Source organism: Dysosmobacter sp. Phy (genome assembly GCF_054476235.1).
The window spans coordinates 641,434-665,268 of record NZ_CM136997.1 but is presented as its reverse complement, the minus strand read 5'-3'; the positions used below and the strand labels follow the sequence as shown (position 1 = coordinate 665,268).

General features: G+C 61.0%; 29 protein-coding genes, 5 tRNA genes and 1 riboswitch. Of the genes, 24 read left to right on the top strand and 10 right to left on the bottom strand.

Translation table 11 applies throughout. The annotated features are described in order from the left end of the window. Window positions 1–239: 239 nt before the first annotated feature. From ACVDHE_RS03375 to ACVDHE_RS03360, 4 genes are all read left to right on the top strand, one after another. The gene (locus ACVDHE_RS03375; RefSeq protein ID WP_418725941.1) at window positions 240–965 is read left to right on the top strand and encodes an MgtC/SapB family protein; all 726 of its coding nucleotides are present in this window, start codon (window positions 240–242) and stop codon (window positions 963–965) included. Window positions 966–981: 16 nt separating this feature from the next. Beyond that, on the top strand, window positions 982–1,674 hold the full coding sequence (locus ACVDHE_RS03370) for an MgtC/SapB family protein (RefSeq protein ID WP_213039642.1): 693 nt from the start codon (window positions 982–984) through the stop codon (window positions 1,672–1,674). A gap of 21 nt (window positions 1,675–1,695) precedes the next feature. After that, window positions 1,696–2,577, top strand: coding sequence for a PfkB family carbohydrate kinase (locus tag ACVDHE_RS03365; protein ID WP_213039641.1), 882 nt, complete (start codon window positions 1,696–1,698; stop codon window positions 2,575–2,577). A gap of 190 nt (window positions 2,578–2,767) precedes the next feature. Next, window positions 2,768–2,861, top strand: a riboswitch (glycine riboswitch). A gap of 112 nt (window positions 2,862–2,973) precedes the next feature. Continuing rightward, complete coding sequence (locus tag ACVDHE_RS03360) at window positions 2,974–4,362, top strand: alanine/glycine:cation symporter family protein (RefSeq protein WP_458885590.1); 1,389 nt, start codon at window positions 2,974–2,976, stop codon at window positions 4,360–4,362. 25 nt (window positions 4,363–4,387) lie between these two features. On the opposite strand, the gene ACVDHE_RS03355 is transcribed toward ACVDHE_RS03360, so the two are convergent. Continuing rightward, on the bottom strand, window positions 4,388–5,110 hold the full coding sequence (locus ACVDHE_RS03355; protein ID WP_458885589.1) for an RsiV family protein: 723 nt from the start codon (window positions 5,108–5,110) through the stop codon (window positions 4,388–4,390). A 195-nt stretch (window positions 5,111–5,305) separates the two neighbouring features. On the opposite strand from ACVDHE_RS03355, the gene ACVDHE_RS03350 reads away from it, so the two are divergent. The 8 genes from ACVDHE_RS03350 (at window position 5,306) to ACVDHE_RS03315 (ending at window position 7,932) form a co-directional block, all read left to right on the top strand. Beyond that, on the top strand, window positions 5,306–5,596 hold the full coding sequence (locus tag ACVDHE_RS03350; RefSeq protein WP_213039639.1) for a YerC/YecD family TrpR-related protein: 291 nt from the start codon (window positions 5,306–5,308) through the stop codon (window positions 5,594–5,596). Further along, window positions 5,581–6,345 (top strand): class I SAM-dependent DNA methyltransferase, encoded by a 765-nt coding sequence (locus ACVDHE_RS03345; RefSeq protein ID WP_325225680.1) that lies wholly within the window; start codon window positions 5,581–5,583, stop codon window positions 6,343–6,345. The genes ACVDHE_RS03350 and ACVDHE_RS03345 overlap by 16 nt, the downstream gene beginning before the upstream one ends. 20 nt (window positions 6,346–6,365) lie before the next feature. Further along, complete coding sequence (gene hslO, locus ACVDHE_RS03340) at window positions 6,366–7,265, top strand: Hsp33 family molecular chaperone HslO (protein WP_458885588.1); 900 nt, start codon at window positions 6,366–6,368, stop codon at window positions 7,263–7,265. A gap of 68 nt (window positions 7,266–7,333) precedes the next feature. Then, a tRNA-Val gene (locus ACVDHE_RS03335) sits at window positions 7,334–7,410 on the top strand. Window positions 7,411–7,447: 37 nt separating this feature from the next. Next, window positions 7,448–7,524: transfer RNA gene (locus tag ACVDHE_RS03330), tRNA-Asp, on the top strand. Between the two features lie 83 nt (window positions 7,525–7,607). After that, a tRNA-Phe gene (locus ACVDHE_RS03325) sits at window positions 7,608–7,683 on the top strand. Between the two features lie 3 nt (window positions 7,684–7,686). Next, window positions 7,687–7,762 (top strand) — tRNA-Gly (locus ACVDHE_RS03320). A 95-nt stretch (window positions 7,763–7,857) separates the two neighbouring features. After that, window positions 7,858–7,932, top strand: a tRNA-Cys gene (locus ACVDHE_RS03315). Between the two features lie 472 nt (window positions 7,933–8,404). Here ACVDHE_RS03315 and ACVDHE_RS03310 read toward each other — a convergent pair. Both ACVDHE_RS03310 and ACVDHE_RS03305 read right to left on the bottom strand, forming a co-directional pair. Continuing rightward, the gene (locus tag ACVDHE_RS03310; protein WP_458885586.1) at window positions 8,405–8,674 is read right to left on the bottom strand and encodes a hypothetical protein; all 270 of its coding nucleotides are present in this window, start codon (window positions 8,672–8,674) and stop codon (window positions 8,405–8,407) included. A gap of 67 nt (window positions 8,675–8,741) precedes the next feature. After that, window positions 8,742–8,969 carry a hypothetical protein gene (locus ACVDHE_RS03305; RefSeq protein ID WP_458885585.1) on the bottom strand — a complete coding sequence of 76 codons (228 nt, stop codon included), beginning with the start codon at window positions 8,967–8,969 and terminating at the stop codon, window positions 8,742–8,744. Between the two features lie 381 nt (window positions 8,970–9,350). Between ACVDHE_RS03305 and ACVDHE_RS03300 the strand changes: the two genes are divergently transcribed. Continuing rightward, entirely contained in the window at window positions 9,351–9,566 is a 216-nt protein-coding gene (locus ACVDHE_RS03300) for an ABC transporter ATP-binding protein (protein ID WP_458885584.1), read from the top strand. A gap of 128 nt (window positions 9,567–9,694) precedes the next feature. Here the strand turns inward: ACVDHE_RS03300 and ACVDHE_RS03295 are convergent, their stop codons facing one another. After that, window positions 9,695–10,891, bottom strand: a complete 1,197-nt coding sequence (locus ACVDHE_RS03295; RefSeq protein ID WP_458885583.1) for a tyrosine-type recombinase/integrase — start codon at window positions 10,889–10,891, stop codon at window positions 9,695–9,697. Between the two features lie 128 nt (window positions 10,892–11,019). After that, window positions 11,020–11,535, bottom strand: coding sequence for a helix-turn-helix domain-containing protein (locus tag ACVDHE_RS03290; RefSeq protein WP_458885582.1), 516 nt, complete (start codon window positions 11,533–11,535; stop codon window positions 11,020–11,022). Window positions 11,536–11,682: 147 nt separating this feature from the next. Here ACVDHE_RS03290 and ACVDHE_RS03285 point away from each other — a divergent pair, with 147 nt between their 5' ends. The 10 genes from ACVDHE_RS03285 to tnpA all read left to right on the top strand — a co-directional run bounded on the left by ACVDHE_RS03285 (window position 11,683) and on the right by tnpA (window position 17,142). Then, window positions 11,683–11,883, top strand: a complete 201-nt coding sequence (locus tag ACVDHE_RS03285; protein WP_458885581.1) for a helix-turn-helix domain-containing protein — start codon at window positions 11,683–11,685, stop codon at window positions 11,881–11,883. A 17-nt stretch (window positions 11,884–11,900) separates the two neighbouring features. Next, window positions 11,901–12,089, top strand: coding sequence for a helix-turn-helix domain-containing protein (locus tag ACVDHE_RS03280; protein WP_458885580.1), 189 nt, complete (start codon window positions 11,901–11,903; stop codon window positions 12,087–12,089). Window positions 12,090–12,286: 197 nt separating this feature from the next. After that, complete coding sequence (locus ACVDHE_RS03275; RefSeq protein ID WP_458885579.1) at window positions 12,287–12,766, top strand: hypothetical protein; 480 nt, start codon at window positions 12,287–12,289, stop codon at window positions 12,764–12,766. Then, entirely contained in the window at window positions 12,763–12,960 is a 198-nt protein-coding gene (locus tag ACVDHE_RS03270) for a hypothetical protein (RefSeq protein ID WP_458885578.1), read from the top strand. Before ACVDHE_RS03275 ends, ACVDHE_RS03270 begins: the two co-directional genes overlap by 4 nt. Then, window positions 12,957–13,229, top strand: a complete 273-nt coding sequence (locus tag ACVDHE_RS03265; RefSeq protein ID WP_458885577.1) for a hypothetical protein — start codon at window positions 12,957–12,959, stop codon at window positions 13,227–13,229. The genes ACVDHE_RS03270 and ACVDHE_RS03265 overlap by 4 nt, the downstream gene beginning before the upstream one ends. Beyond that, window positions 13,226–13,354 carry a hypothetical protein gene (locus ACVDHE_RS03260; protein WP_458885576.1) on the top strand — a complete coding sequence of 43 codons (129 nt, stop codon included), beginning with the start codon at window positions 13,226–13,228 and terminating at the stop codon, window positions 13,352–13,354. The genes ACVDHE_RS03265 and ACVDHE_RS03260 overlap by 4 nt, the downstream gene beginning before the upstream one ends. Before the next feature lie 117 nt (window positions 13,355–13,471). Beyond that, window positions 13,472–14,227: a rolling circle replication-associated protein gene (locus tag ACVDHE_RS03255; protein WP_458885575.1), complete on the top strand. Its 756-nt coding sequence runs from the start codon at window positions 13,472–13,474 to the stop codon at window positions 14,225–14,227. 143 nt (window positions 14,228–14,370) lie between these two features. Next, complete coding sequence (locus ACVDHE_RS03250) at window positions 14,371–14,595, top strand: cysteine-rich KTR domain-containing protein (RefSeq protein ID WP_458885574.1); 225 nt, start codon at window positions 14,371–14,373, stop codon at window positions 14,593–14,595. A 1,061-nt stretch (window positions 14,596–15,656) separates the two neighbouring features. Beyond that, window positions 15,657–16,118, top strand: a complete 462-nt coding sequence (locus ACVDHE_RS03245; protein WP_418725438.1) for a hypothetical protein — start codon at window positions 15,657–15,659, stop codon at window positions 16,116–16,118. Between the two features lie 544 nt (window positions 16,119–16,662). Further along, window positions 16,663–17,142, top strand: coding sequence for an IS200/IS605 family transposase (gene tnpA, locus ACVDHE_RS03240; RefSeq protein WP_087270007.1), 480 nt, complete (start codon window positions 16,663–16,665; stop codon window positions 17,140–17,142). A 132-nt stretch (window positions 17,143–17,274) separates the two neighbouring features. Here tnpA and ACVDHE_RS03235 read toward each other — a convergent pair whose 3' ends face one another. Continuing rightward, on the bottom strand, window positions 17,275–18,507 hold the full coding sequence (locus ACVDHE_RS03235; RefSeq protein ID WP_458885573.1) for a serpin family protein: 1,233 nt from the start codon (window positions 18,505–18,507) through the stop codon (window positions 17,275–17,277). 144 nt (window positions 18,508–18,651) lie between these two features. Between ACVDHE_RS03235 and pdaA the strand changes: the two genes are divergently transcribed. Further along, entirely contained in the window at window positions 18,652–19,485 is an 834-nt protein-coding gene (gene pdaA, locus ACVDHE_RS03230; RefSeq protein ID WP_458885571.1) for a delta-lactam-biosynthetic de-N-acetylase, read from the top strand. A gap of 78 nt (window positions 19,486–19,563) precedes the next feature. Here the strand turns inward: pdaA and ACVDHE_RS03225 are convergent, their stop codons facing one another. The 4 genes from ACVDHE_RS03225 to ACVDHE_RS03210 all read right to left on the bottom strand — a co-directional run bounded on the left by ACVDHE_RS03225 (window position 19,564) and on the right by ACVDHE_RS03210 (window position 23,832). After that, complete coding sequence (locus ACVDHE_RS03225) at window positions 19,564–20,301, bottom strand: ABC transporter transmembrane domain-containing protein (protein ID WP_458885570.1); 738 nt, start codon at window positions 20,299–20,301, stop codon at window positions 19,564–19,566. Then, window positions 20,282–22,030 carry an ABC transporter ATP-binding protein gene (locus ACVDHE_RS03220; RefSeq protein WP_458885569.1) on the bottom strand — a complete coding sequence of 583 codons (1,749 nt, stop codon included), beginning with the start codon at window positions 22,028–22,030 and terminating at the stop codon, window positions 20,282–20,284. Before ACVDHE_RS03220 ends, ACVDHE_RS03225 begins: the two co-directional genes overlap by 20 nt. Next, entirely contained in the window at window positions 22,027–22,467 is a 441-nt protein-coding gene (locus ACVDHE_RS03215) for a MarR family winged helix-turn-helix transcriptional regulator (protein WP_249539367.1), read from the bottom strand. The genes ACVDHE_RS03220 and ACVDHE_RS03215 overlap by 4 nt, the downstream gene beginning before the upstream one ends. 132 nt (window positions 22,468–22,599) lie before the next feature. Further along, window positions 22,600–23,832, bottom strand: a complete 1,233-nt coding sequence (locus ACVDHE_RS03210) for a glycerate kinase type-2 family protein (RefSeq protein WP_458885568.1) — start codon at window positions 23,830–23,832, stop codon at window positions 22,600–22,602. Window positions 23,833–23,835: the final 3 nt, after the last annotated feature.

Here is a 23,835-nt window from a genome sequence, read left to right as displayed (position 1 = left end):
TACTTCAAAAACCGCTTGAAAAAAGCGGATTTTTTGGAAAACTTGCCTGTTAAAGACCGGAAAGCCATTGACTTCTCTCCCCTGGCATGATACAAAATAGGAAACGATCAGGAGACGGCAAAGAAAGTTTTTTTGCGAAATCAAGTGGAAATTTTCCGAAAGGAACCATCTTTTTTGCTTCGCAAGCGTTTTCAAAGACCGCCTCCAAAAATTCTCGGAAAAGGGAAGGAGGGGGCGGGATGATCGCCCAACTGGATTGGCTGCGGGAAATGAGTGCCGTTTCCGTCCTGCTGCGGCTGCTGCTGGCGATGCTGTTCGGCGGACTGATTGGCTTGGAGCGGGTGCGCAAGCGCCGGCCTGCTGGCTTCCGCACCTATATGCTGGTATGCATGGGCGCGGCGCTGACGGTGATCCTCAGTCAGTATGAATTTTATATGGTGACTCACGAGTGGACGGAGCTGGCGGCAGAGATCGGCCTGCGGACCGACGTCAGCCGTTTCGGCGCCCAGGTCATCAACGGCATCGGCTTCCTGGGCGCGGGCACGATTATTGTCACCGGTAAGCAGGAGGTCAAGGGCCTGACCACGGCGGCGGGCCTGTGGGCGTCGGCCTGCATGGGCCTTGCCATCGGCGCGGGCTTCTACGAGTGCGTGGCGCTGTGCTTCGCCCTGATCTTCCTGGTCATTCGCCTGCTGCCCTTTATTGAGACCGCCATCATCGAAAATGCCCGGAACATGAACATCTACGTGGAGTTTCAATCCCTGGACGATGTGGGCGAGATCATCAACCGCATCAAGTCCCAGGACGTCCAGATCTACGAGGTGGAGATCGAGCGGGGCCGCGAGGAGCGGTCCCGGAACCCCAGCGCCATCTTCTTCATCCGAATGAACCAGAAACAGGCCCATACGCGCGTGCTGGCGGCCATTTCGGAGCTGGAGAGCGTCTACGCCATCGACGAGATCTGAGAGGGGAGGAAACGAGATGTTATCCATTTTTGACGGCTTGCGGGATGTGACGATGGCCTCCATCTGCCTGCGGATGGTCCTGGCGGTCGTCTGCGGCGGCATCATCGGCCTGGAGCGGGAGTACAAGCGCCGGCCCGCCGGTTTCCGCACCCACATTCTGATCTGTCTGGGTGCGGCCATGACCACGCTGACCAGCCAGTACCTGTATCTGTACATGCACTACTACACCGATATGGCCCGCCTGGGCGCCCAGGTGGTGGCCGGCATCGGCTTCATCGGTGCAGGCTGCATCATCGTCACCCGGCGCCGCCGGGTGAAGGGCCTGACCACGGCGGCGGGCCTCTGGGCCGCGGCGGTGATCGGTCTGTGCCTGGGCGGCGGCTTTTTCGAGGGCGGCATTTTCGCCACGCTGCTGATCCTGGCCGCGGAGATGTTTTTCTCCAAGCTGGAATACCGGGTGCTGGACAACGCCCCGGAGGTCAATCTGTACATGGAGTACACCAATAAGGACTGTCTGGAAAACGTGCTGAAGCTGTTCCGGGAGCTGAATCTGAAGGTTTTGAACATGGAGATCACCCGCTCCACCGAGACGGAAAAGCACAACGCCTGTGCCCTGTTCACGCTGCAGCTGAACAAGAAGTGCGGTGTGGAGCGGGTGCTGGCGGGGGTACACGCCACCCAGGGCGTGATCTCCGTGGAAGAGCTTTGATACAACGAAAGGAGAATACATATGGCAAAGGCCTATGACGTGCTGGTCATCGGACCGGTATCCCTGGACCACAACATCGACTATCAGGGCAACGAGCGCAAGGAGGTGGGCGGCGCCGTGGTGGCCTCCGGCTTCGCGGCGGCCAAGTCCGGCAACCGTACCGCCGTGTTCACCAAGCTGAATCCCGCCGACGCCAATGTGGAGGAGCGCTTTGCCGGCTCCGGCGCCGACGTGTACTGGAAGCCCTCTGCCGCCACCTGCTCCATCCGCAACCAGTACTTCACCGCCGACAAGGAGAAGCGGGCGTGCACCTCCATGGGCGTGTGCGATCCCTTCCGCTTCGACGAGCTGCCGGAGGTGGAGACCAAGATCTACCACTTCGCCGGTCTGGTCTACGGTGACTTTGACGGTGCTCTCTTCGCCGAGGCCGCCAAGCACGGCAAGGTGGCCGTGGACGTCCAGTGCCTGCTGCGCCATGTGGAGGCCGACAAGACCATGGCCTTCCACGACTGGGCGGAGAAGAAGGAGTACCTCCCCTGCATCGACTATCTCAAGACCGACGCCGCCGAGGCGGAGATCCTGACGGGCCTGACCGACCGGGCCGAGGCCGCGAAGCTCCTGTACAGCTGGGGCGCCAAGGAGGTCCTCATCACCCACAACACCGAGGTCCTGGCCTACGACGGCAAGGAGATCTACACCTGCCCCATCAAGGCCCGGAACCTCTCCGGCCGCACCGGCCGGGGCGACACCACCTTCGCTGGCTACATCACCGAGCGCCAGCGCGCGGACATCAAGGACGCCCTCCAGTACTGCACCGCCCTGGTCTCTTTGAAGATGGAGACTCCGGGCCCCTTCCAGGGCACCCGGGAGGACGTGCTGGCCTACATCAAGGAGTTCTATTGACCGGATACAGTCCCCGCCCGGCGGATGCCGGACGGGGACTGCGCAAAAGCCCTGTTGACTTCTGCGTTGTAAAGTGCTATATATTACTACATAATTTCATAACGGCAAGGGAAGTTTTTAGGAAAACGGCGCACAGCCTGCCGAAGGAGTAACACTCTCAGGCGCCCGGGACCGGGCGGGGACTAAAAACGGATGTCGCTCTGGAGAAGCTCAGCAACGAGTACCGAAGGTGCAAGGCGGAGAAATCCGCTGAATCTCTCAGGTAAAAGGACAGAGTGGGAACGCACGGCACCGTCCGCGGTGCCGCGGCTGTTCGTCGCTGTTGGGCTGGATACCGCCGCTGGCGGTCTCCGGCTCTTTTTTGCGTCGTCTTGCCGGGAAAAGAGAGGGAGAAACATGCTGCTCAACATCGTAAACACCGTCAATACGTACCTGTCGGACTACATCCTGGTGATTTTGCTGATCGCCGTGGGACTGTGGTTTTCCGTCAAGACCCGCTTCGTCCAGGTCCGCTGCTTCGGCGAGGGCATGCGGAAGGTCTTTGGAAACCTGTCCCTGCGGGGCGGCCGGCAGGAGAGCGGTATGAGCTCCTTCCAGGCTCTGGCCACCGCTATCGCCGCTCAGGTGGGCACCGGCAATATCGTGGGCGCCTCCGGCGCCATTCTGGCCGGCGGCCCCGGCGCCATCTTCTGGATGTGGATCATCGCCTTCTTCGGCATGGCCACCATCTACTCTGAGGCCGTGCTGGCCCAGCAGACCCGGAAAAAGGACGCCGACGGCAACATCCAGGGCGGTCCCGTTTACTACATCACCACCGCCTTCACCGGCGGCTTCGGCAAGTTCCTGGCGGGCTTCTTCGCCATCGCCATCATCCTGGCCCTGGGCTTCTTCGGCTGCATGGTCCAGTCCAACTCCATCGGCTCCACCTTCAACACCGCCTTCGGCGTCCCCACCTGGCTGGTGGGCGTGATCCTGGTGATCATCTGCGCCGTGATCTTCCTGGGCGGCGTGCAGCGCCTGGCCTCCGTCACGGAGAAGCTGGTGCCCATCATGGCGGCCATCTTCCTGCTGGGCGGCCTGGTGGTGCTGGTCATGCGCCTCACCTATATCCCCGCCACCTTCGCCATGATCTTTAAATACGCTTTCGCCCCCAACGCCATCATCGGCGGCGGTATCGGATCCGCGTTGAAAATCGCCATCAGCCAGGGTGCCAAGCGCGGCCTGTTCTCCAATGAGGCCGGCATGGGCTCCACGCCTCACGCCCATGCCCAGGCCAACGTGGCCAAGCCCCACGATCAGGGCGTGGTGGCCATGGTGGGCGTGTTCATCGACACCTTCGTGGTGCTGACCCTCAACGCCCTGGTCATCATCTCCACTATGTACACCGCCGACGGCCCCCTCAGCGCCGGGTATACCGACGCCGTGGCCGCCACCATCAACAACACCAACCTGGCCCAGAATGCCTTCGGCTCCGTATTCGGCTCCAACGCCGGCGCCATGTTCGTGGCCGTGTGCCTGTTCTTCTTCGCCTTCTCCACCATCCTGGGCTGGAACCTCTTCGGCAAGATCAACATGATTTACCTCTTCGGCCGCAAGTCCGTGGTGGTCTATATGCTGGTGGCCCTGGTGTTCATCTTCCTGGGCACCGTCACCTCCAGCGACCTGGTGTGGGGCCTGACCGATATGTTCAACCAGCTGATGGTCATTCCCAACGCCATCGCCCTGTTTGCCCTGACCTCCATGGTGGTCAAGGCCGTGAAGCAGGGAGACGAGGCAAAGAAATAACTGCCGCTTCGCAGGCGCCGCCGGCCTATCTGGCCGGCGGCGCTGCTGTTTCCTCCGGTGTCTCCCGGACCGGGAGCGCAGGCCCTCCGGCCCCGTAGGGCAGCGTGAACACCGGGATGCCGGAGGCGGCAGGAGCCAGGGCGTACATGGGGTAGAAAAAGGCCAGACCGTCGCCGGTCAGATAGAAGTTCTCCGGGTTGAACCGCCGCCGCAGAGACCGCCGCCAGTCCTCGTTCCACCGGGCGGCTCCGGCGGCTTCCCGGCGGCGGATCTCCGCCTCCGCGGCGGCCAGCAGTGCCTTTTTCCAGCCGCAGCGCCTGGGGAAAAAGGCCGCCAGCGGCACCGGATAGCCGCTGGCCAGATCCCAGGTGTCGCCCCGGCGGGTCAGCAGGGTCCGGCCGTCGGCCCCCCGCTCCCGGGACTGGGTGTAAAGGCTCCAGAGCCCGCCTTCGTTGTAGGTGACCTGGTACGACAGCTCCGCCCGAAGCTGCGGCAGAGGCGCGCTGGCGGTCAGGGCGGCGCGGTATTCCGCCTCCGCCTCCGGCAGAAGCCACCGTTGGCAATACCGCAGGAAAGCACGGCTTTGCAGCTGGTAGTACCGTCGGATGCGGCGAGCGGCGGCGCCGGATGCGCCCTCCGCCGGAGTGGGCAGGGAGACGGAGGCGGTCAGGACCGGAATTTCCTCCACGGTCCAGGTCCGCTCCGCCGTCAGTGGCTCCGTGGATAGTTGGGTCAAAATCGTGGGCATGGGCCGCCGCTCCTTCCTGACGTGAAACTTTGCTCCAGCCTATGCCGGCGGCGGCAGAGGGGTGACGGCGCCGCGCTTTAAAGTGCGAAAAATTTCCCTGTCAGCCCCCTTTACTTTCACGCAGTAGAATGTTAAAATACTTGAAGGCGGACAGCCGCCCAGATTGCTGGAACGATCCCAGAAAGGGTGTGCCATATGGTTAAGATCGGCAAAAAGGAAAAAAGCGATCAGCTGTACAAAGCCATCCTGCAGCTGAAGGACGAACAGGAGTGCTACGAGTTCTTCCAGGATTTGTGTACAGTGTCGGAACTGCGGGCCATGGAGCAGCGGTTCGAGGTGGCTTCACTGCTGTACGACGGCATGATCTATAACGATATCCTGGAGCGCACCGGCGCCTCCAGCGCCACCATCAGCCGGGTGAACCGGTCCCTCAGTTACGGCACCGGCGCCTATGCCAAGCTGTTTGAGCGATGCAAGAAGAAGTGAGCCGGTATCAGGCCCTGGCCGCCAGCTACGATGAGCTGACAGTGGATGTGGGGTATCTGCGCCGGGCAGACTATCTGGAGCGGCAGTTCCGAAAGAGCCCCATCCCGGTGCGGACGGTGCTGGATCTGGCCTGCGGCACCGGCACCATGGCCTGCCTTCTGGCCCAGAGGGGCTATGAGGTGACAGCCACCGACGCCTCGGAGGAGATGCTGACCCAGGCCATGACCAAGGCGGCGGCTCTGACGGAGCGGCCGCCGTTGTTCTTGCACCAGACCATGCCCCGTCTGCGGCTGCTGGAGCCGGTGGACGCGGCGATCTGCACCCTGGATGCGGTCAACTACCTGACCCGGCCCGCGGATCTCCAGGAGACCTTCCGGCGGGTGTTCCGGTGGCTCAGGCCCGGCGGATGGTTTCTCTTCGACGTGAACACCCCCTGGAAGCTCCGGCGGATGGACCGGCAGATCTACATGGACGAGACGGAGGAGAGCTTGTGCGTCTGGCGCACCTTCTTCTCCGAGAAGCGGCAGACCTGCACCTATCAGGTGGACTTGTTCCGCCAGCGGGCCGACGGCGCCTGGGACCGCTCCTTTGAGGAGCACCGGGAGCGGGCCTGGACAGAGGAGGAGCTGCGGCAGGCCCTGGCGGAGGCGGGCTTCACGGCGGTGAAGCTGACGGGAGACCTGACCAGCCGCCCGCCCAAGCCCACGGAGGACCGCTGGATCATCACGGCCCAGCGGCCGGTAGAATAGTTATTGAGAAAGGCGAGAATATGAGCGATCAACTGGTACGCGCCATCTCCAGAGACGGCGCGGTAAAAGCGGTGGCGGTGTCCACCCGGGGATTGACGGAGCGGGCCCGGCAGATCCACAAGACGCTGCCGGTGGCCACGGCGGCCCTGGGACGGACCCTGGCGGCGGCGTCCATGATGGGCAACGCCCTGAAGGGGGACGGCGCCAGCGTCACCCTTCAGATCAAGGGCGGAGGCCCCCTGGGCACGCTGCTGGCGGTGTCCGACAACGAGGGCAACGTCCGGGGCACTGTGGACAACCCGGCGGTGGACCTGCCCCTGCGCCCCGACGGGAAGCTGGACGTGGGCGCCGCCGTGGGCAGTGAGGGCACCCTGACGGTGATCCGGGACCTGAACATGAAGGAGCCCTATGTGGGCAGCGTGGGCCTGCTGGGCGGCGAGATCGCCGAGGATCTGGCGGCCTACTTTGTGGAGTCCGAGCAGATTCCCACGGCCTGCGGCCTGGGGGTCCTGGTGGACCGGGACCAGAGCGTGCTGGCGGCGGGCGGCTATCTCATCCAGCTGCTGCCCGGGGCCAGCGAGGACACCATCTCCAAGGTGGAGGGCGGCATCCTGGCGGCGGGGTCCGTGACGGGCCTCCTGCGGGAGAGCGACGATCCGGAGGCCCTTTTGTACCGGGTGCTGTCGGACTTCGACCTGGAGATTCTGGAGCGCAGCGACGTCGAGTACCGCTGCTACTGCAGCCGGGAGCGGATGGAGCGGGCCCTGCTCAGCATCGGCCGGGAGGAGCTGCGGGCATTGATCGACGAGAAGGGCGAGGCGGAGCTGACCTGCCGCTTCTGCGACAACGTCCAGCACTTCAATCGGCAGGACCTGGAGGCCATGCTGGCGTCTCTGGAGAAAAAAGAAGAAAAAATTTGATTTTATAGTTGACAGACGCGGGTCCTTTGAGTATAATAACTTTTGCCGTCTGACGAGTGCGGCGATCTGGGAGCATAGCTCAGCTGGTTAGAGCATCTGCCTTACAAGCAGGGGGTCACTGGTTCGAGTCCAGTTGTTCCCACCATTTTGAAGAAATTCAAAATGGAAGAGTTGTTATATATGGCCCGGTAGTTCAGTTGGTTAGAACGCTAGCCTGTCACGCTAGAGGTCGACGGTTCGAGCCCGTTCCGGGTCGCCATCTCCCACGGGATGGTCACCATCCCGTGGGTCCCCTTGGGGTTGAAATTCCCCGGACCGCGCCTTCGGGCGCGGGAAAGACTTGCCCAGATAGCTCAGTTGGTAGAGCAGTGGACTGAAAATCCACGTGTCGCTGGTTCGATTCCGGCTCTGGGCACCACCTGCGGGCATAGCTCATCTGGTAGAGCGCCACCTTGCCAAGGTGGAGGTAGCGAGTTCGAGCCTCGTTGCCCGCTCCAGTTCAATGCCCACACTGAAAAACGGTGTGGGCATTGAAATCTCAAAAATAAGTGTGGACTTTTTCGGAAAGACCGCATATAATAATAGCAGTGATGGTGACATAGCCAAGTGGTAAGGCAAGGGTCTGCAAAACCCTGATTCCCCGGTTCAAATCCGGGTGTCACCTCCAAAGGAAAACCCCGCAGTTTCAAGGGCTGCGGGGTTTCTTTTTGCCTTTTTCCGGGGCGGTTTTCCCTTTGTTTTTCCCTTTACAGATTTTCGGGGCGGTTTTTTCCACAGTTCAGTGCCTCCGCGGAGGTCCCCATAGGTGGGCGGCCTGGGCGGCAAATCCGACAGCGCTGTCGGATTTCAGAGAGGGCAGGCGGTGAAATCGGCAAGCGCCTGCCGATTTGCCGGACACCTGGTCCGCGCTCCAAATCCGCAAGCGCCTGCGGATTTGGAGGGTACCCGGCAAAGCTGCAGGTGATCCCCTGAAATAGCGGTGATTTCGGCGAAAGAAAATCACCGCAGCCGGGTTATCCGACAACGGTGATTCTAAAAGGGGTATGGCCCCGGTGTCCGATTCGGATACAAGGGCGGCAGCTCCGGCAGGGTGCCCGCAGAAAACTGAGGGCACCTCCGCCGCCCGATCTGATGCTCCCTCACGCCACGCAGAAACGGCGGGTGGTCGTGGTGCGGGTGAACCGCTCCGCCACGTCCGGGAGGGCCTTGCGCAGCGCCGTGGTGTCCAGTCTGGTGGAAGTAATCGGCTTCCAGGTGATCCGGTATTCCCCAGCTTGTACAGCCTCCTGGGACCCCATAGCGGCCTTGATGGCGTCCCGCAGGGCCTCCGCTTCCGCCTGGGCCTCGTCGATCAGGGCCTGCAGCTGCCGCAGCTCCCGGCACTTGCTTTCCAGTTCATTGATGCTCATTTTCGTTTCCTCCTTACATCATAAAAAGACGGCACCGGAGTACCGGCGCCGCCTGATGTAATCGGATTTACTTTACTTTGGGGAGGGGGAACTTGATGACGTTGCCGCACTCCTCCGCCCATTCAAGCAAGCTGTTCACGCCTGCCCTGGTGACCTCTGCGTGTTCTTCCAGCTTGTCCAGTCTGGATTCTATGCCCTCCATCCGGGATTCCATGCCGTCCAGCCTGCCGTTGATCTTGCGGAGTTCCTCTTGCTGGGCCTCCAGCAGCTGCAGGATTCTTTCCTCATTGTTCACTCTGCATCACCTCACGCTGTCATTATAGCGGTGCCGGTATTCCGTTGTCAAGGTCCCTGTGAGGGTGGGCGGATTGTAGAGAGGTCCTCCGGCTCGTCCCCGGTCCACCTGTCGCAGCCACCCGGCCCCCTTGTGGGACTTGAGAGATTGTAGAGGGAATATCCAGCTCGTCCCTGGCCCGTCCGTCGCAGCTCTCTTGTCCCTTGCTGTGATTATAATATACCACTATTTACACCAATAGTCTATTGACAAGATAGATATATTTGCACCAATATATTTATGCAAATATACTATTTACACCAATAGACTTTTAGGGTATAATAAGGGTACAATGAGAGAGGAAGCGCTTATAGAGCGGGGCCTCCCAGAATGGAGGGGACTATGGCGGTATCAAAAGCGCAGCAGGCGTCTGTAAACAAATATGTCAAATCCAACTATGACCGCATCAATGTTACCATGCAAAAAGGGCGGCGGGAGGTTATCCAGGCCCACGCAGCGGCCCAGGGCGAGAGCGTGAACGCTTTTATCAACCGGGCCATCCAGGAGGCCATGGAGCGGGACAAGGCCGCCGGAGCGCCCCAGGAGGGCAACGCATAAGTCCCAGGCAAAAGGCCCAGGGAAGGGCCAACAGGCGTCCCGGAGGGCCTGTCATACATATTCATATGGCAGCTGCCGCACAGCAAAACCGGCCCTTGTGTCCGATTCGGACACCGGGGCCGGTTCTCTTATGTGCCGGTGACGGTCTTGATAAAGGCGTCCATACGGGCCGCGCTGGCCTCCTTCATCTGCTTTGTGACGTGGCCGTATACATCCAGGGTAAAGGACGCTGTGGCGTGTCCCAGGGTCTCCTGGACGGTCTTGATATCGTCCCCGGCCCGGATGGCTGCCACGGCATAGGAATGCCGCAGATCGTGAAAGCGGGCGTCCGGACGGCCAATGTCTGCGGCTGCCCGCTTGAACGCACGGTAGACCGTGGCCTTTGCGAAGGGCTGCCCCAGCTCGTCCGTGAACACAAAGCCGGTATCCTGCCATAGTTTCCCGGCCCGGAGGCGCTGGGCAGCCTGGGCGGCCCTGTGGCGCTTCAGGAGGGCCATAACGGAGGCGGCGGGGGTGATGCTGCGGCCCTTGCCGTTTTTGGTGGAGCCAAGCTGATAGGCCCCGCCGCCCACGGCCTCATGAAGCTGCAGCTGCTTGTTGACGGTGATGGTGCCCGCCTCGAAGTCCACGCAGTCCCACATGAGGCCCAGGACCTCGCCCTCCCGCATCCCGGTAAACAGCGTGACGGTAAAGAGGGTTTCATAGCGGCTGCCCTGGATCGCTTTCAAAAAGGCGCTGATCTGCACATCGTCAAAGGGCGTCAGCTCCTTTTTCTCCCGCCGGGGGAGGGCGCAGGCGTCCGTGGGATTGAACCGCAGGCAGCCAATCAAAACCGCCTGCTGCAGCGCCTTGTGGAGGACGCCGTGGATGTTCTTGACGGACTTGGGAGAGAGGCCCGCCGGACGGTCCTTTGTGGGCTTGCCCAGGGCGTTGTAAAATGCCTGAATGCTCTGGGTAGTTAGGGCCTCCAGACGGACCGCGCCCAGGGCGGGCTTGATGTGTACCCGGATGTCGGTCTTGTAGATCTCCAGGGTGCGGGGCTTCACGCTGCCGCAATAGGTCTCGATCCAGGCGTCCAGCCATTGCCCCAGGGTCTGCTTGCTGGGGGCCGTATAGGTGCCGCTGTCGATGGCTGCGGTGGCCGCCTTGAGCTTCTGGGCAACTTCCTTTTGGGTTTTGCCGGTGATGGAGCGCTGCACCTGCTTGCCGGTGCCGGGGTCCGCTCCCTCTGTGTATCGGGCCTCCCAGTATTCGTATTTTTTGCCGTTGCGGGTGACGGTTTTCTTTCGGATCGTGCCCGTTCCCTTTGCAGATCGTCCGGCCATACGGGAAAAACTCCTTTCCTTTTGCGGCCCGATATGCTATCATAAAAGGGCATACAGAGCCTGTATTTGTTGTGTGGGGTCTGTTGCACTTGCCGTCCCGGTGTTGGTAGCGCCGGGACGGCTTTTTATTATCTATTATCCTTTTTTCTTTGGTATTTGGGAAGTAAAGTTAACTCGTGTACTCGCTCAATAGCTTCATTAATTCCTTCATCATTAAGCCGCTTTAACAGGTATCCCATAGTATTAAGTGTAAAATCATCAAACTCTTGTTGAACTTCCCTTGCTTTTTCCAAAATAGCATTTAGGGGGGCTTCCTGATTTGAAAAGTCGAAATAAGGATGTGAATTAGGGTCAAGTCTGGAATTCGCCTCAGCGAGAACTAATTCATTTATTCCTGTTAATTGGGAAAGGTTCTTTAGCATAGTCAAATAGCTGACAGACTTATCATTGAAGGCTTCGTCAACAAGATAAGAAACGGATGTGTTTAAGGCAGTAGCAATATTTGAAAGCATCTCATACGTGGGGCTTATTTGCCCATTTTCATATTTTGATACGACTGACCTTTTTACGCCTATTTTTTCAGCTAATTCTGATTGGGTGAGAGATGCTTTTTTTCTTGCCTCACGTATTTTATCACCTAACATCTTTTTCACCATCCTTTAGGTGATTGTATCCTGTTAGGAACAAAATAGCAATAAGGTTTAGAAAAGTTCTTGACAGTGGAATCATAGCATGCTAAAATGTTCTTGTCAAGAACAAAATGCGATATTAAGTGATAAGGGGGTGTGCAGATGCTTGGAGAATACCTGAAAAAGTATCGTATCGAAAATGGCTTGACACAGGCAGATCTTGCGGGCAAATTATCCATTTCACAAAATGCAATTTCCCAATATGAAAACGGAAAACGTTGCCCGCCGATCTCGCGTATTGCCAATATCGCAAAGGTGCTGGGTTGCTCAATCAGTGACATTGTGTCCGATTCGGACACCTGAACAGAAAGGAGAAGATCATGGAAAAAATCGCGGTATCCGTGCAGGAGGCGGCAAAGATGCTGGGGATGTGCCCCAAAACCGTCTACCAACTCACCCGGCGGGCGGATTTCCCGGCGTTCAAGACCGGGAACCGCACCATCATTTCCGTGGAGGGCCTGCGGGAGTGGGTCAAGGCGCAGGCCACGGGAGAGGGGGCGGCGGTATGACGGGCGTTTGCCGCAGGTTTGACCCCATCACGGCAAGCTGCGCCCCCTGCTGCGCGGTCTGCAGCAGGCGGGGTAGCTGCCCGGAGGACACAAAAAGAGCCGCCCCGGTGCTGGAACACCGAAGCGGCAAGGCGGAACAGTTTGAAAGCCCTGTTTCCGCCTCCCATTTTAGCAGAATTTGAGGAGGATTGCAAGCCATGAAGCTACATAACGAACCCGCCGCCGGGGCGGCGGATCTCCAGCGCCCTGCGTATATTCTGAGCGACGAAGCCCTGCTGAACCTGTCGGAAATCACCCTATACAGCGAGGGTGACAACTGCCTGTGGTACGTAGAGGACGGGAAGCCTGTGGGCGGCTTCTGGGGCATTGCGGAGGAAGTGGCAAGGGCCACGGCGGCGGACGCCGCACACCTGCGCAGCGGGCAGGGCCGCGCCCTTCTCGCCATGCGGGCCTTTTACTTCCTGGGCGTTCTCCGGGGCGGAGAGGCTTACCGGCGGTTGATCTTACCGGAAGAAGATGACGAGAAGCTGCCGGACCTGCCCTTCACGGTGGATTCGGAGCTGTTTGCGGAGGACCTGGAGGCCATGCCGCCGGAGTGGATGGCCCGTTTGCAGGCGCTTCTGGGGCTTTCCGTGCCCTGGGCGGCGGAGGATAGGAAAGGAGGCCCGGAGGTATGAGACAGCAGGATACGGCGTATGTGGACGCCGCAGAGGTCCCCGGCGTGGTGATAATGGACGGACAGGCATACGGAAAGGCGGGTGGCCGTTGGTTCCCGGTGAAGGGCGTTCTGCGCCGGGGGGATGGATATATTCCGGTGCTGGATATTCCCATGATGGACGAACAGCCCAGCAGAAAGGCGGCGGAGGTATGAACACACAGTATGCAAAAGAAACGGCGGAAAATGTGTCCGCCAACCTGTCTAGTCTGCACTGCCTGCTGAGCGCTGTGGATGATAAAGTCAGGTTTTACCTGCTTGACGATCAGACATACGGCCCATATAACGAGGTGGTGCATTACCATGCAAAGGAAATTCAGGGGCTGCTTGCTATTATGGAGGAAACTCTTGCCGGTGCGGACCTCAATCTCGATGCGGTGATTCATGCTTTGTCTGAAGATCTCAAGCGGGAGACGGCAGCATGAGCGAGACCCAGGCCCGACGGCTTGCCGCCATGCTGACGGACAAGCAGCGCCGCGACTTCCTGAGATTGGCGCAGATTATCCTGGAGACAGAACACAAAAAGCCCGCCGTCGGTGGGCAGGAATAACCCCAGGCTTTAGCGTCGCAGAAATGCGGCGCTAAAACCGTTTTTAGGGGGATTGGAATAGGGCGGAATAGAGCGGAAAATTGAGCCGCCGGGACAACACACGCCGGGAGGGCAAGTATGGCAAAGCGGAAAAAGACCATCATAGCCGGACAGATCGTCAAGACCATCATTTACACGGCCCCGGAACCGTTGGACGGGAAACGGGCAAGGGCGGAAAAGTCAAAAATGACCTCCGCCGCCCAAAAGGCCATGAATGACAAGACCGCCCGTGGGCGGCTGGAAATGCTGCTGGCGGCAAACTTCACCGGGCGGGACCTGTTCGTTACCCTGACATACCGCGACGCAGATCTACCAGACAGCCGGACGGCGGCGGTGAAGCTGCTGCGGGCCTTTATCAAGGCCCTGCGGCAGCACCGAAAGGCCCGTGGACAGGAGCTGAAATACATATATACCACGGAGGAAAAGCACGGGGAAGCCCGTTTGCACCATCATCTGGTTATCAGCTCCACGGGGGCAGATATAGAGGTCATCCGTAGCCTGTGGCCCTATGCGGACGTGATCGACATGGAGTATATCGGCCAGCGGGATTATGAGACCTGGGCGCTCTACATGACCAAGGAGAGCGTCACAGGGCGGCCCGTGGGGGCGCAGATGTGGACCGGCAGCCGGAACTTGCAAAAGCCCGTGGTGAAGTCCTGCTATGTGCCCAACGACACCATGCTTGCCGTTCCCGTTGGCTGCCACATTATCGAGCGGGAAGAACGTGTGACGGAGTTCGGGAGCTACTGCCATATCAAGTACCGGCTGCCGCGGCGGCCACAGGGAGGGGCTGAAAAAGGCTATACGGACGCCTTTTTACTTGCTTGTAATTAGATATAACTTTAGGAACAGGGGCAGAGAAAAGGGCGGAGACCTCTTGAAAGGGGCCTGACTGACCGGTAACATGAAAGCACACGGGGCGATTTTCGCGCGAGGCGCACGCGCGAAACGGCCCATGCCGGAAAGGAGCGGTTTTCATGACCAAAACAGCCATTGTTCCATGCTTTTCCACGCCATTGGGCGTGTTTGTTTCCTGCCCGATCTGCAAGTCAAAACGGCTCATGCGGCTATACCCGGAGACCACAGGGGCAGGCGTGGCGCTGTATTGCCGGAGGTGCAAGCGGGAGCTGGTGGTGGACATCCAGCCGGGGAACAGCCTCAACCGGGTGAACCTGCGGGCGATCAATCCCGCCGGAGGCTGACGGGGCCTGCGGGAGATCCCCCCCCGCCTGAGGGGCGGAGGGGCACCCAGGTCCAGGACCGGGGGCGGAGATTCTTCCGACGGCGGGAGAGGGCGGCGGAGGGGGTAACCAGCGGATCGCAGGGAAACACGCCCGCAGGACGCGCCCGCAAACGCCGTGCCTGCGTGAGCAGCAGTCAAGACGCGCAGAAAACGAGAGTAAATTTCCCGGCGGAGCGGGCACAGCAGCCGGGACGCTTGGGCGCATGGGTGCCCGTGTACGCAAGCGCGGGGATTCCTTGGGCACCCTCCCCCCAGGGGAGAGAAGTTTCAGCCATCATGTGTAAGACCGCAGGCCATCCTACACGCAGAAAATTTTCCCCACGAGCAAGCAAAAATCACAGGGGCGGCCACGTGTGCCCGCAGGCGTGTGCGGTGGTGCGGAAGCGCACGTGGGCGGGTGGTTCCTTGCCCCGCCCCCCGGCCTGGAAAAGTTTCAGGCAAGGGTGTGCAAGACCGCAGGCCCCCTCGAATGCAAAAAAAATTCCCACATCAGGATTCCAGGAAAGGCTGCAGCAAGCCCCAGGAGCGGCCAGGGAGGCCGCAGGGGCCACCGCCGCCCCGGCAGATTATCCGGCCATGCCTACGCCCGGGAGGGCGCAGCAGGCCACAGGAGCGGCCGGGGAGGCCACAGAAACCACCGCCACCCGGGCAGATCTTCCGGTCTGCCCACGCCCAGAAGGGCGCAGCGTGCTCAAGGAGCGGCCAAGGAGGCCGCAGGGGCCACCGCTGCCCCGGTAGATTTTCCGGCCTGTCCATGCCCAGGAGGGCGCAGCAAGCCCCAGGAGTGGCCAGGGAGGCCGCAGGGGCCACCGCCGCCCCGGCAGATCATCCGGCCTGTCCATGCCTAGGAGGGCGCAGCAAGCCCCAGGAGCGGCCAGAGAGGCCGCAGTAACCACCGCCGCCCCGGCAGATCATCCGCCCTGCCCGTGTCTAGGAGGGCGCAGCGGGCCACAGGAGCGGCCAGGGAGGCCGCAGAAACCACCGCCGCCGGGGCGGTTACGTTCATTGCCAGGAGGGACTATGAGCTATTGGAACAAGTGGTATCAGCGTACGGCAGATGAAAAAAAGGGCGCGGTGATCGCACATAACTTCCTTGGCGGAAACCTTATTACCCTGCGGTATGCAAATCCCAATCGTGTAACGGACCTGTTTGTAACCCGAAATTGGAAAGCGTGGCTTGACCGCGCCAGAATATCAAACGGCGGGAATTTTAAGTACATTGTGGGGCATGACTACGGGACGCCGGATGCCCCGGCCATGGCACACTATGTTTTTATGGATATTGCCCAGCCGGAGTGTGAACACATGGCGGAAAGCTGGGTATGTGGGCCTGCAGCTGTCACGCATTTGGATGCGGCGGCCCTTGCCGATGTCCTTCAAGCGCTGTCGCAACGTCCGATTATGCAGCGTAGGACCTCGCGCCCGCTGTGGGGATCGTCAAGAAAGGTACCGTGTGAAATTCCACCCAGCAAAACGGGGTAACGAGGGCGGAATATCCATCAAAATTTCCCCTTATTTTTTCCCTTAAAGCCGTACAGGGAGGAAAGTTGAAAAGTCCGTCCTGTACCATGGAACCGTTGAAAATAGGCGGGTAACGGAGTTTAGTACCACGGGAGAATAAAGCGGCGGGGCAGTTCAAATCCGGGTGTCACCTCCATAAAAATAACCACACCGTCAGGTGTGGTTATTTTTATGGAACCCTGGGGAATTTGAAATGCTCGGGGCAAATGAATTGCCCCTGCGCCGAGGTTTTGTCTGCGGCAAAACGCTCGTACGGCGCAAACGCGCCGTCCCACTGTGTGGGGCCCCGGTTTGGGCGGGCATCTATACTTTACGGACTACCCAAAAAGAAAGACACGCTTTTGGCGTTTCTTTCTTTTTGGATTGGTGGTACCAAAGGCAACCCCCGGCTAAGCCGGGGGTAAAAAATAGCTTAAAGCGAGGAGAAAAGTAGAAAAAGAAAAAACTCCCTGATAAGGTAGAAGTGGTTTGCCGACCACACAACTACGATAACAGGGAGGTCTTCATCGTGAAAGACAAAGACATAAGTAGTTTAGAGCATACGAGTTGGAGATGTCAATATCACATCGTATTTGCACCAAAATATCGGAGGATGGAGATATATGGACAAATAAAACAGGATATAGGAGTGATATTGAGGAAACTGTGCCAGCAGAAGGGGGTAGAAATAATAGAAGCCAGAGCGTGTCCGGATCATATCCATATGCTGATAAGTATCCCACCCAAGTACAGCGTGTCACAGATTATGGGGTATTTAAAGGGGAAGAGCAGTCTGATGATATTTGACCGACATGCGAATCTAAAATATAAGTATGGGAATCGGCACTTTTGGGCGAGAGGATATTATGTGGATACAGTGGGACGGAATAAAAAGCAGATAGCAGAGTATATCCGAAATCAACTGGCATCGGATCAAATAGCAGACCAGATAGGGCTGAAAGAGTTTGTTGACCCGTTTACGGGTCGCGAGAACAAGAAGGCATAAGAGGAACCCCTTAAGGGGTAGCCCGAGAAAGAAATGCAGTCGGCAAACCTTTCGGGGCCCCTTAAGGGGCTTCGTCCGTATCTGGCCCTTATAGGGCCTACTCAAGCCTCCGGCTCAGCCGGAGGTTTTGACTCAGTTCTCCAGACTTCGGACCGTGCCGATGAAGAGGGGAAGGTTCGCCTCACAGTCCACCAGCAGGTACAGGAAGGGGCGGTTGAGATACACCGTCCGTCCGGGAGCGCTGGAACCGGTATCCACCTCCACCACCGTAGCGGCGCTGGCCCGGGTACCCTGGGCATCCAGGGCCAGGAAGGTCTTGTGGAGCACCCGGCTGATGTAGAGGGGGCCGTCGGGGGAACTGCCCATAGCGGAGAAGTCCGCCCGGGAGGCGTCAAAGGCGTCCGCCATGCCCAGCTCTGTCAGCACGCCGCTGAGTTCACTGCTGTACTGGGCGGTGAACTGGGGGACGGCGGCCTCCACGGCCTCCGACTGGGCGGAGGTGAGCGTATTCCGCAGTCCTTCGCCGGTCAGGGAGGCGATGTAGTCCTCCAGGGACACGCCCTCATTGGGAAGCAGCGCGGCAAAGGCATAGGTCCCGCCCTCGTAATATTTGAGAAAGCCGGTGGCCAGACCGTCTTCCAGGTAGGCGTACTCCTGGCTGTACATCATTTGGACCGGCTGCGCTGCGCCGTCCTCCGCGGTGAAGGTGCCCTCGTGGATCTGATTTTCCCGGTAGACGGATGCCCACTGGCCGTCAAAGGCCAGGGCGTTGACCAAATACACCATGGCGCTGTCGGGGATGCGGTCCAGGATGGCGGGGATCATCCCGTCGGTGCGGTCCGACACCCAGGCGTTGAGGTCCGCCAGGGTGGTCTCGTCGAAGGGGGCCCGGAACAGATCGGCGCCGTAGTAGTCGGTGCAGGCGTCCAGAAAGGCCTGCTCCATCGTGAGGCGGCCGGCATCGTCCCGGAACCAGACGGAGTTGGCCAGGGAGCAGCGGGCCTCTTTGCTCTCAGGGAGGGAGCCGGCGTAAGATTGGAGATAGGCGTTGAGCTCCTCCACCGGCAGGCCCAGGGTTTCTTCCATCTGGGTTTTCGTCTCCCCGGCGGCACCGTTGGCCGTCATGGCCAGGGCCGAGAGGACGGAGACCGGGGACAGGAGGACATTTCCGCCGTCGTCGGTGCTTTGCAGCAGCTCCACGGCAAAGTCCGTCGCGGCCAGGGCGCCGGGACCGGGCAGGTCCACGGCTGCGGACGGCGCCTTTCGCCCGCCGGAGGACAGGACTTCGGCGGAGTAGGCGGGGCCGCCGCAGGCGGTCAGCAGGGACAGCAGGCACAGGGCCAGGGCAAGCAGCTTCTTTTTCATCACGGACCTCCTTTGATATCAGCAGGCGCTTCTGCCGATAAAGACGGCAAAAACGAGGCGGCGTTCCGTGCGGGCGAAAAAAATCCGCATAGCCGCGGCTCCGGTGGCGCATCCTGTGAGCAGAGATCACAGGAGGTGCATCATATGTTTCGGACCCGTGACAAGGTGATGATCGTTTTGGCGGCCCTGACCCTGTTCGTGGCCGGGTCGGTGTGGCTGTATGTGCAGGAGGACGGCCCGGCGGCCCAGACAGCGGGGGGAGCCGCGGTACCCGCTTCGGCAGTGGACTGGGGATTGTCCTTCCAGACGGAGGGGCAGGCGCCCATCGGCAATGCCACGGCAGAGGATCTGGCCCGGTACGGCGCCTATTACCTGGGCGATACCGGTGAGAAGGTGATTTACTTGACCTTCGACTGCGGCTATGAGAACGGCTATACGGAGGCCATTCTGGACGCGCTGAAAAAGCACAGCGCACCGGCGGCTTTCTTCGTGGTGGGCAATATGGTGGAGACGGCGCCGGACATCGTCAAACGCATGGCGGCGGAGGGCCACATCGTGGGCAATCACACCTACCACCACCCGGATATGTCCGCCATCTCGGACCAGGCGGCCTTCCAGGAGGAGCTGGCGTCGCTGGAGGCGCTGTACCGGGAGACTACCGGGCAGGAGCTGTCCAAGTTCTACCGCCCGCCCCAGGGAAAGTACAGCGAGGAAAATCTCCGGCAGGCCCAGGCCCTGGGATACACCACGGTGTTCTGGAGCCTGGCCTATGTGGACTGGTACGTGGACGACCAGCCCACGGCGGAGGCCGCCTACGCCAAGCTCCTGCCCCGGATCCACGATGGGGCCATCGTGCTGTTGCACTCCACCTCCGCCACCAACGCCGCCATTTTGGATGACCTGCTGACCAAGTGGGAGGACATGGGCTATCGGTTTGCCTCGCTGGAAGAACTTCCCCAGCTAAATCGTGGGATTTAAAACTTTTGAAACAATCTCTGCTGGTTTGCTTAACAACTCTGCGGTATCGTAATACTTGCAAGAGACAAAAACTTCTTTTCATCCAATCTTCCGCCAAGGAGGGAGCCGGGATTCCGGCTCCCTCCTTGGTGTTTGGAGAGCGGAGAAGAGGGTTGCATTTGTAACTGTCGTATGGTAAAGTAACATATGTAACCAAACGCAGACACGAAAGGGGGCGGCGGTGCCGGAGACAGAGAAGCTGCGGCGGCTGCTGAAGCGGATGTAGAAGAACATGGCAAGATAGCACACCGCCACGATCAGAGACAGCCGCCAGTTCAGAATGAACAGAAGGATCAGCGTGCCGGTCATCTGGATGAAGCTCTGGATGGCCATGGCGAAGCTGCTGTTCATGGCGTCGGCGATGGTGTCCACGTCGTTGGTAAAGTAGCTCATGACATCGCCGTGGCGGCGGGTGTCGAAAAACCGCAGGGGCAGGGTCTGGAGATGGTCGTACAGGTCCCGGCGGATGTCATAGACCACCCGCTGGGCCGCCCGGACCATGGTCTGGGTGTAGCCGAAGGAGCAGAGGACGCCCACGGCGTAGATCCCCGCTGTCACGGCCACGCCCCGCTTCAGCGTGCCGGCGTCGCCGTCCACCAGGCTGTTGACCACCGGTCGGATCATATAGGTGCCCAGCAGGTTGGCGGCGGCGCTGACCGTCACCAGCACCGCCACCGCCAGCAGCAGGTAGCGGTGGCGGCCCAGATAGCGCAGGAGCCGCCCCACGGTGTATCCCAGCCGCTTGGGCTTCTTGGCGCTAAGCTGTCTGGCCGCCATGGATGTCCCCTCCCTTCATCTGCGAGGCGTAGATCTCCTGGTAGATGGGATCCGACGCCAGCAGGGATTCGTGGGTCCCCACGGCGTGGACGCGGCCGTCCTCCAGAATGAGGATCTGGTCCGTGTGCATGACCGAGGTGATCCGCTGGGCAATGATGATCTTGGTCACATCCGGCAGGCGCTCCAGAGCAGCCCGGATCTTTCCCTCCGTGGCGGTGTCCACGGCGGAGGTGGAGTCGTCGAAAATCAGGATCTTTGGCCGCTTCAGCAGGGCGCGGGCGATGCACAGCCGCTGCTTTTGACCGCCGGAGACGTTGACGCCCCCCTGGCCCAGGTCCGTGTCCAGGCCCTTGGCCGTCCGCTCTAGAAACTCGTCGGCGCAGGCCGTCCGGCAGGCCTCCCACAGGTCCCTGTCCCCGGCCTGGGCGTCGCCCCAGCGCAGGTTTTCCCGGACGGTGCCGGAGAACAGCACGTTCTTTTGCAGCACGATGCCGACAGCGCTGCGCAGGGCGTCCAGATCGTAGCTGCGCACATCCTTTCCGCCCACAAAGACGGTGCCCTCCGTGGCGTCGTAGAGCCGGGGGATCAGCTGGACCAGGGTGGTCTTGGAACTGCCGGTGCCCCCCAGGATGCCCACAGTCTGACCCGCCGGAATGTGGAGGGTTACGTCCTCCAGGGCATACTCCTCCGCGCCGGCGCTGTACTTGAAGGAGACGTGATCGAAGTCCACGCTGCCGTCGGCCACCTCCGTCTCCGCCTGGGGCGGGGAGGTCAGCTCCACGGTCTCATCCAGCACCTTTGCGATGCGGTCGGCGCTGGCCAGGGACCGGGTCAGCAGCAGAAAGACATTGGAGATCATCATCATGGAGTTCATCACCTGGAACACGTAGCTGAGAAAGCCCGTCAGCTCTCCCACCAGAAGGTTGCCCGCCAGGATCATATTGCCGCCGAACCACATGATGAGCACCACGGAGATGTACATGACCAGCTGGAGAGAGGGCAGGTTCAGCACGGCCCAGCGGAAGGTGTTCTGGCTGGTGTCCCGGAGGGCGCGGTTCACCTGGTCGAATTTCTCCGCCTGATATTCCTCCCGGACGAAGGCCTTCACCGCCCGGATGGCGGCCAGTCCCTCCTGGACCACGTTGTTCACATGGTCCACCGCCTGCTGGAGGCGGCTGTATAGGGGGGAGACCTTCCCCACGATGGCAAACAGGATGCACCCCAGCACCGGCGCGCCCACCAGAAAGACTAGGGCCAGCCGGGCGTTCATCCAGAAGGACAGCCCCACGCCCATCAAAAGCATCACCGGACTGCGGATCAGGGGGCGGAAGCCGCCGTTGACGGCGTTTTGCAGCACCGTCACGTCGGTGGTCATCCGGGTCACCAGAGAGGACGTCTCAAAGTGGTCCAGATTGGAAAAGGCGTAGCGCTGGATCTTCTCGAACTGGGCCTCCCGGATCCGGGCACCCCAGCCGTAGGCTGCCCGGGCGGCAAGGCGGGCGTAGAGCAGGCCTGTGGACAGCGACAGCAGGGCGCACACGCCCATCTGCACGCCCTTGCTTAGAATGTAGTCCATATCCCGGTTGGCAACGCCCACGTCGATCAGATCCGCCATCAGTACCGGGATCAGCAGTTCAAAGCAGGTCTCCGCCAGTACCAGAGCCGCGCCGATCACCATGTCCCGGCGGTAGGGGCCCAGATAGCCCAAAAGACGCCGCAGCTGACTCATTTGCGCCCCTCCTCAAAATCCCGCAGATTGCGGCGGGCCCGGGTCAGATAGTCAAAAAACTGAGACCGCTCCTGCGCTGTAAAGTCTGAGAGCATCACTTGTTCCAGCTCGCCGCAGCGCGCCTCCCACTGCTCATGGGCCCGGCGGCCCTTGTCAGTGATCTCCACCAGATCCCGCCGGCGGCTGGCTTGATCCGGCTGCCGTGTGACGAAGCCGTTTCGCTCCAGGGCCTCCAGCATCCGGGACACCGCCGCCGGGTCCACCTCGTAGTATGCGGCCAGCTCCCGCTGGTGGCAGGGTCCTTTGGCGGCCAGATAGGCCAGCAGCTTCGGCTGGCCGGAGCCCAGGCCCAGCGGAGCCAGGTTCTGGCGCAGGTGGTTGCGCTGGGCGTGAAAGGCCCGGTAGAGCAGCAGATGGAAGGTCTGCTCCAGATCCATCCCGATCCCTCCTTCCTTAAATATTGACTAGTCAACAGTTGATATATCAATTATATGCGAGCGGCTGGCCGCTGTCAATTCCCACAGAGAAAAAGCCCCTCCGGCACAGCCGGAGGGGCTTGAAAACGCCTTTCAGCGCCGCAGCAGGACCACCGCCACGTCGTTGACGTTGGTGCCGGTGGGGCCGGTGCGCAGCAGGCCGCCCACCGCCTCCAGAGCGTGGTAGGCGTCGTTGCGGCGCAGCACGTCGTGGACGGTGAGGCCCGCGGCAGTGAGACGGTCCAGGGTGCCGCCGTCCACCAGGCCGCCGGCGGCGTCAGTGGGGCCGTCGGTGCCGTCGGAGCCCAGGGAGAAGAGCACCGTGTCCGCCATTCCCGCGATGCCCGGGGCCGCCGCCAGGGCCAGCTCCTGATTGCGGCCGCCCAGGCCGTCCCCAGTCAGGTGGACCACGGTCTCACCCCCGGCCAGGAAGGCCAGGGACCGCTCCGCACCGTCGTGACTCCGGGCGATGGAGGCCAGGAAGGACCCGGCCTCCCGGGCCTCGCAGCAAAGCCGGTCTGTCAGCACCAGCGGCTCATAGCCCAGCTCCCGGCAGACCTTTGCCGCCGCGGCGCACAGCTCCCGGACGCTGCCGGTGATGGCGGTTTCCACATTGGAGAGGGATTTGGGCGTCTCCCGGGCCAGCAGCTCCGCCGCATGGGGAGACAGGGGCAGGCGGTACTTCTCCGCCACCGCCAGGGCCTGGGCGCAGGTGGAGCTGTCCGGGCAGGCGGGACCGGAGGCGATCATATCCAGGGGATCCCCCAGAATGTCCGACAGTACCACGGCGAACACCTTCGCCGGGGCGCACAGCTGGGCGAACCGGCCGCCCTTGACGGCGGAGAGCCGCTTGCGGACGGTGTTCATCTCCACGATGTCCGCGCCGCCGGCCAGCAGGGCCCGGGTGATCTCCGCCAGCTCTGCCTCCGGCACCAGGGGGCTCTCGAACAGGGCGGAGCCGCCGCCGGAGACCAGAAACACCACCTGGTCCTCCGGTCCCAGGTCCCGCACCAGATCCATGGCCGCCTGCGTGCCCCGGAAGGAGTTGGCGTCGGGCACCGGATGGCCGCCCTCCCAGACGGCGCAGCGGGGAATGGGGCCCATGCTGTGGCCGTACTTGGTGACCACCACGCCGGCGCGCAGCTTCGGACCCAGCACCTCGGCGGCGCAGGCGGCCATCTGCCAGGCGGCCTTGCCGATGGCCACCAAGTACACGCCCCCGGCGGGGAATTCCCGGCCCTCCAGGGCGCGGCGCACCGCCGCGTCAGGCCGGCAGGCGGCAAGAGCGGCGCGGATGACGGTCTGGGCGTCAGAGTGAACAGACATGGG

Excerpts from the sequence above, each read along its gene's own strand:
- hslO (WP_458885588.1), top strand. The coding sequence starts at position 6,366 with ATGAGCGATCAACTGGTACGCGCCATCTCCAGAGACGGCGCGGTAAAA.
- ACVDHE_RS03220 (WP_458885569.1), bottom strand. The coding sequence starts at position 22,030 with ATGAGTCAGCTGCGGCGTCTTTTGGGCTATCTGGGCCCCTACCGCCGG.
- ACVDHE_RS03270 (WP_458885578.1), top strand. The coding sequence starts at position 12,763 with ATGAGACAGCAGGATACGGCGTATGTGGACGCCGCAGAGGTCCCCGGC.
- ACVDHE_RS03285 (WP_458885581.1), top strand. The coding sequence starts at position 11,683 with ATGCTTGGAGAATACCTGAAAAAGTATCGTATCGAAAATGGCTTGACA.
- ACVDHE_RS03345 (WP_325225680.1), top strand. The coding sequence starts at position 5,581 with ATGCAAGAAGAAGTGAGCCGGTATCAGGCCCTGGCCGCCAGCTACGAT.
- ACVDHE_RS03310 (WP_458885586.1), bottom strand. The coding sequence starts at position 8,674 with ATGAGCATCAATGAACTGGAAAGCAAGTGCCGGGAGCTGCGGCAGCTG.
- ACVDHE_RS03265 (WP_458885577.1), top strand. The coding sequence starts at position 12,957 with ATGAACACACAGTATGCAAAAGAAACGGCGGAAAATGTGTCCGCCAAC.
- ACVDHE_RS03245 (WP_418725438.1), top strand. The coding sequence starts at position 15,657 with ATGAGCTATTGGAACAAGTGGTATCAGCGTACGGCAGATGAAAAAAAG.
- ACVDHE_RS03275 (WP_458885579.1), top strand. The coding sequence starts at position 12,287 with ATGAAGCTACATAACGAACCCGCCGCCGGGGCGGCGGATCTCCAGCGC.
- ACVDHE_RS03215 (WP_249539367.1), bottom strand. The coding sequence starts at position 22,467 with ATGGATCTGGAGCAGACCTTCCATCTGCTGCTCTACCGGGCCTTTCAC.
- ACVDHE_RS03350 (WP_213039639.1), top strand. The coding sequence starts at position 5,306 with ATGGTTAAGATCGGCAAAAAGGAAAAAAGCGATCAGCTGTACAAAGCC.
- ACVDHE_RS03300 (WP_458885584.1), top strand. The coding sequence starts at position 9,351 with ATGGCGGTATCAAAAGCGCAGCAGGCGTCTGTAAACAAATATGTCAAA.
- ACVDHE_RS03260 (WP_458885576.1), top strand. The coding sequence starts at position 13,226 with ATGAGCGAGACCCAGGCCCGACGGCTTGCCGCCATGCTGACGGACAAG.
- ACVDHE_RS03235 (WP_458885573.1), bottom strand. The coding sequence starts at position 18,507 with ATGAAAAAGAAGCTGCTTGCCCTGGCCCTGTGCCTGCTGTCCCTGCTG.
- ACVDHE_RS03295 (WP_458885583.1), bottom strand. The coding sequence starts at position 10,891 with ATGGCCGGACGATCTGCAAAGGGAACGGGCACGATCCGAAAGAAAACC.
- ACVDHE_RS03225 (WP_458885570.1), bottom strand. The coding sequence starts at position 20,301 with ATGGCGGCCAGACAGCTTAGCGCCAAGAAGCCCAAGCGGCTGGGATAC.
- ACVDHE_RS03255 (WP_458885575.1), top strand. The coding sequence starts at position 13,472 with ATGGCAAAGCGGAAAAAGACCATCATAGCCGGACAGATCGTCAAGACC.
- ACVDHE_RS03280 (WP_458885580.1), top strand. The coding sequence starts at position 11,901 with ATGGAAAAAATCGCGGTATCCGTGCAGGAGGCGGCAAAGATGCTGGGG.
- ACVDHE_RS03250 (WP_458885574.1), top strand. The coding sequence starts at position 14,371 with ATGACCAAAACAGCCATTGTTCCATGCTTTTCCACGCCATTGGGCGTG.
- ACVDHE_RS03375 (WP_418725941.1), top strand. The coding sequence starts at position 240 with ATGATCGCCCAACTGGATTGGCTGCGGGAAATGAGTGCCGTTTCCGTC.
- ACVDHE_RS03290 (WP_458885582.1), bottom strand. The coding sequence starts at position 11,535 with ATGTTAGGTGATAAAATACGTGAGGCAAGAAAAAAAGCATCTCTCACC.
- ACVDHE_RS03210 (WP_458885568.1), bottom strand. The coding sequence starts at position 23,832 with ATGTCTGTTCACTCTGACGCCCAGACCGTCATCCGCGCCGCTCTTGCC.
- ACVDHE_RS03365 (WP_213039641.1), top strand. The coding sequence starts at position 1,696 with ATGGCAAAGGCCTATGACGTGCTGGTCATCGGACCGGTATCCCTGGAC.
- pdaA (WP_458885571.1), top strand. The coding sequence starts at position 18,652 with ATGTTTCGGACCCGTGACAAGGTGATGATCGTTTTGGCGGCCCTGACC.
- ACVDHE_RS03370 (WP_213039642.1), top strand. The coding sequence starts at position 982 with ATGTTATCCATTTTTGACGGCTTGCGGGATGTGACGATGGCCTCCATC.
- ACVDHE_RS03355 (WP_458885589.1), bottom strand. The coding sequence starts at position 5,110 with ATGCCCACGATTTTGACCCAACTATCCACGGAGCCACTGACGGCGGAG.
- ACVDHE_RS03360 (WP_458885590.1), top strand. The coding sequence starts at position 2,974 with ATGCTGCTCAACATCGTAAACACCGTCAATACGTACCTGTCGGACTAC.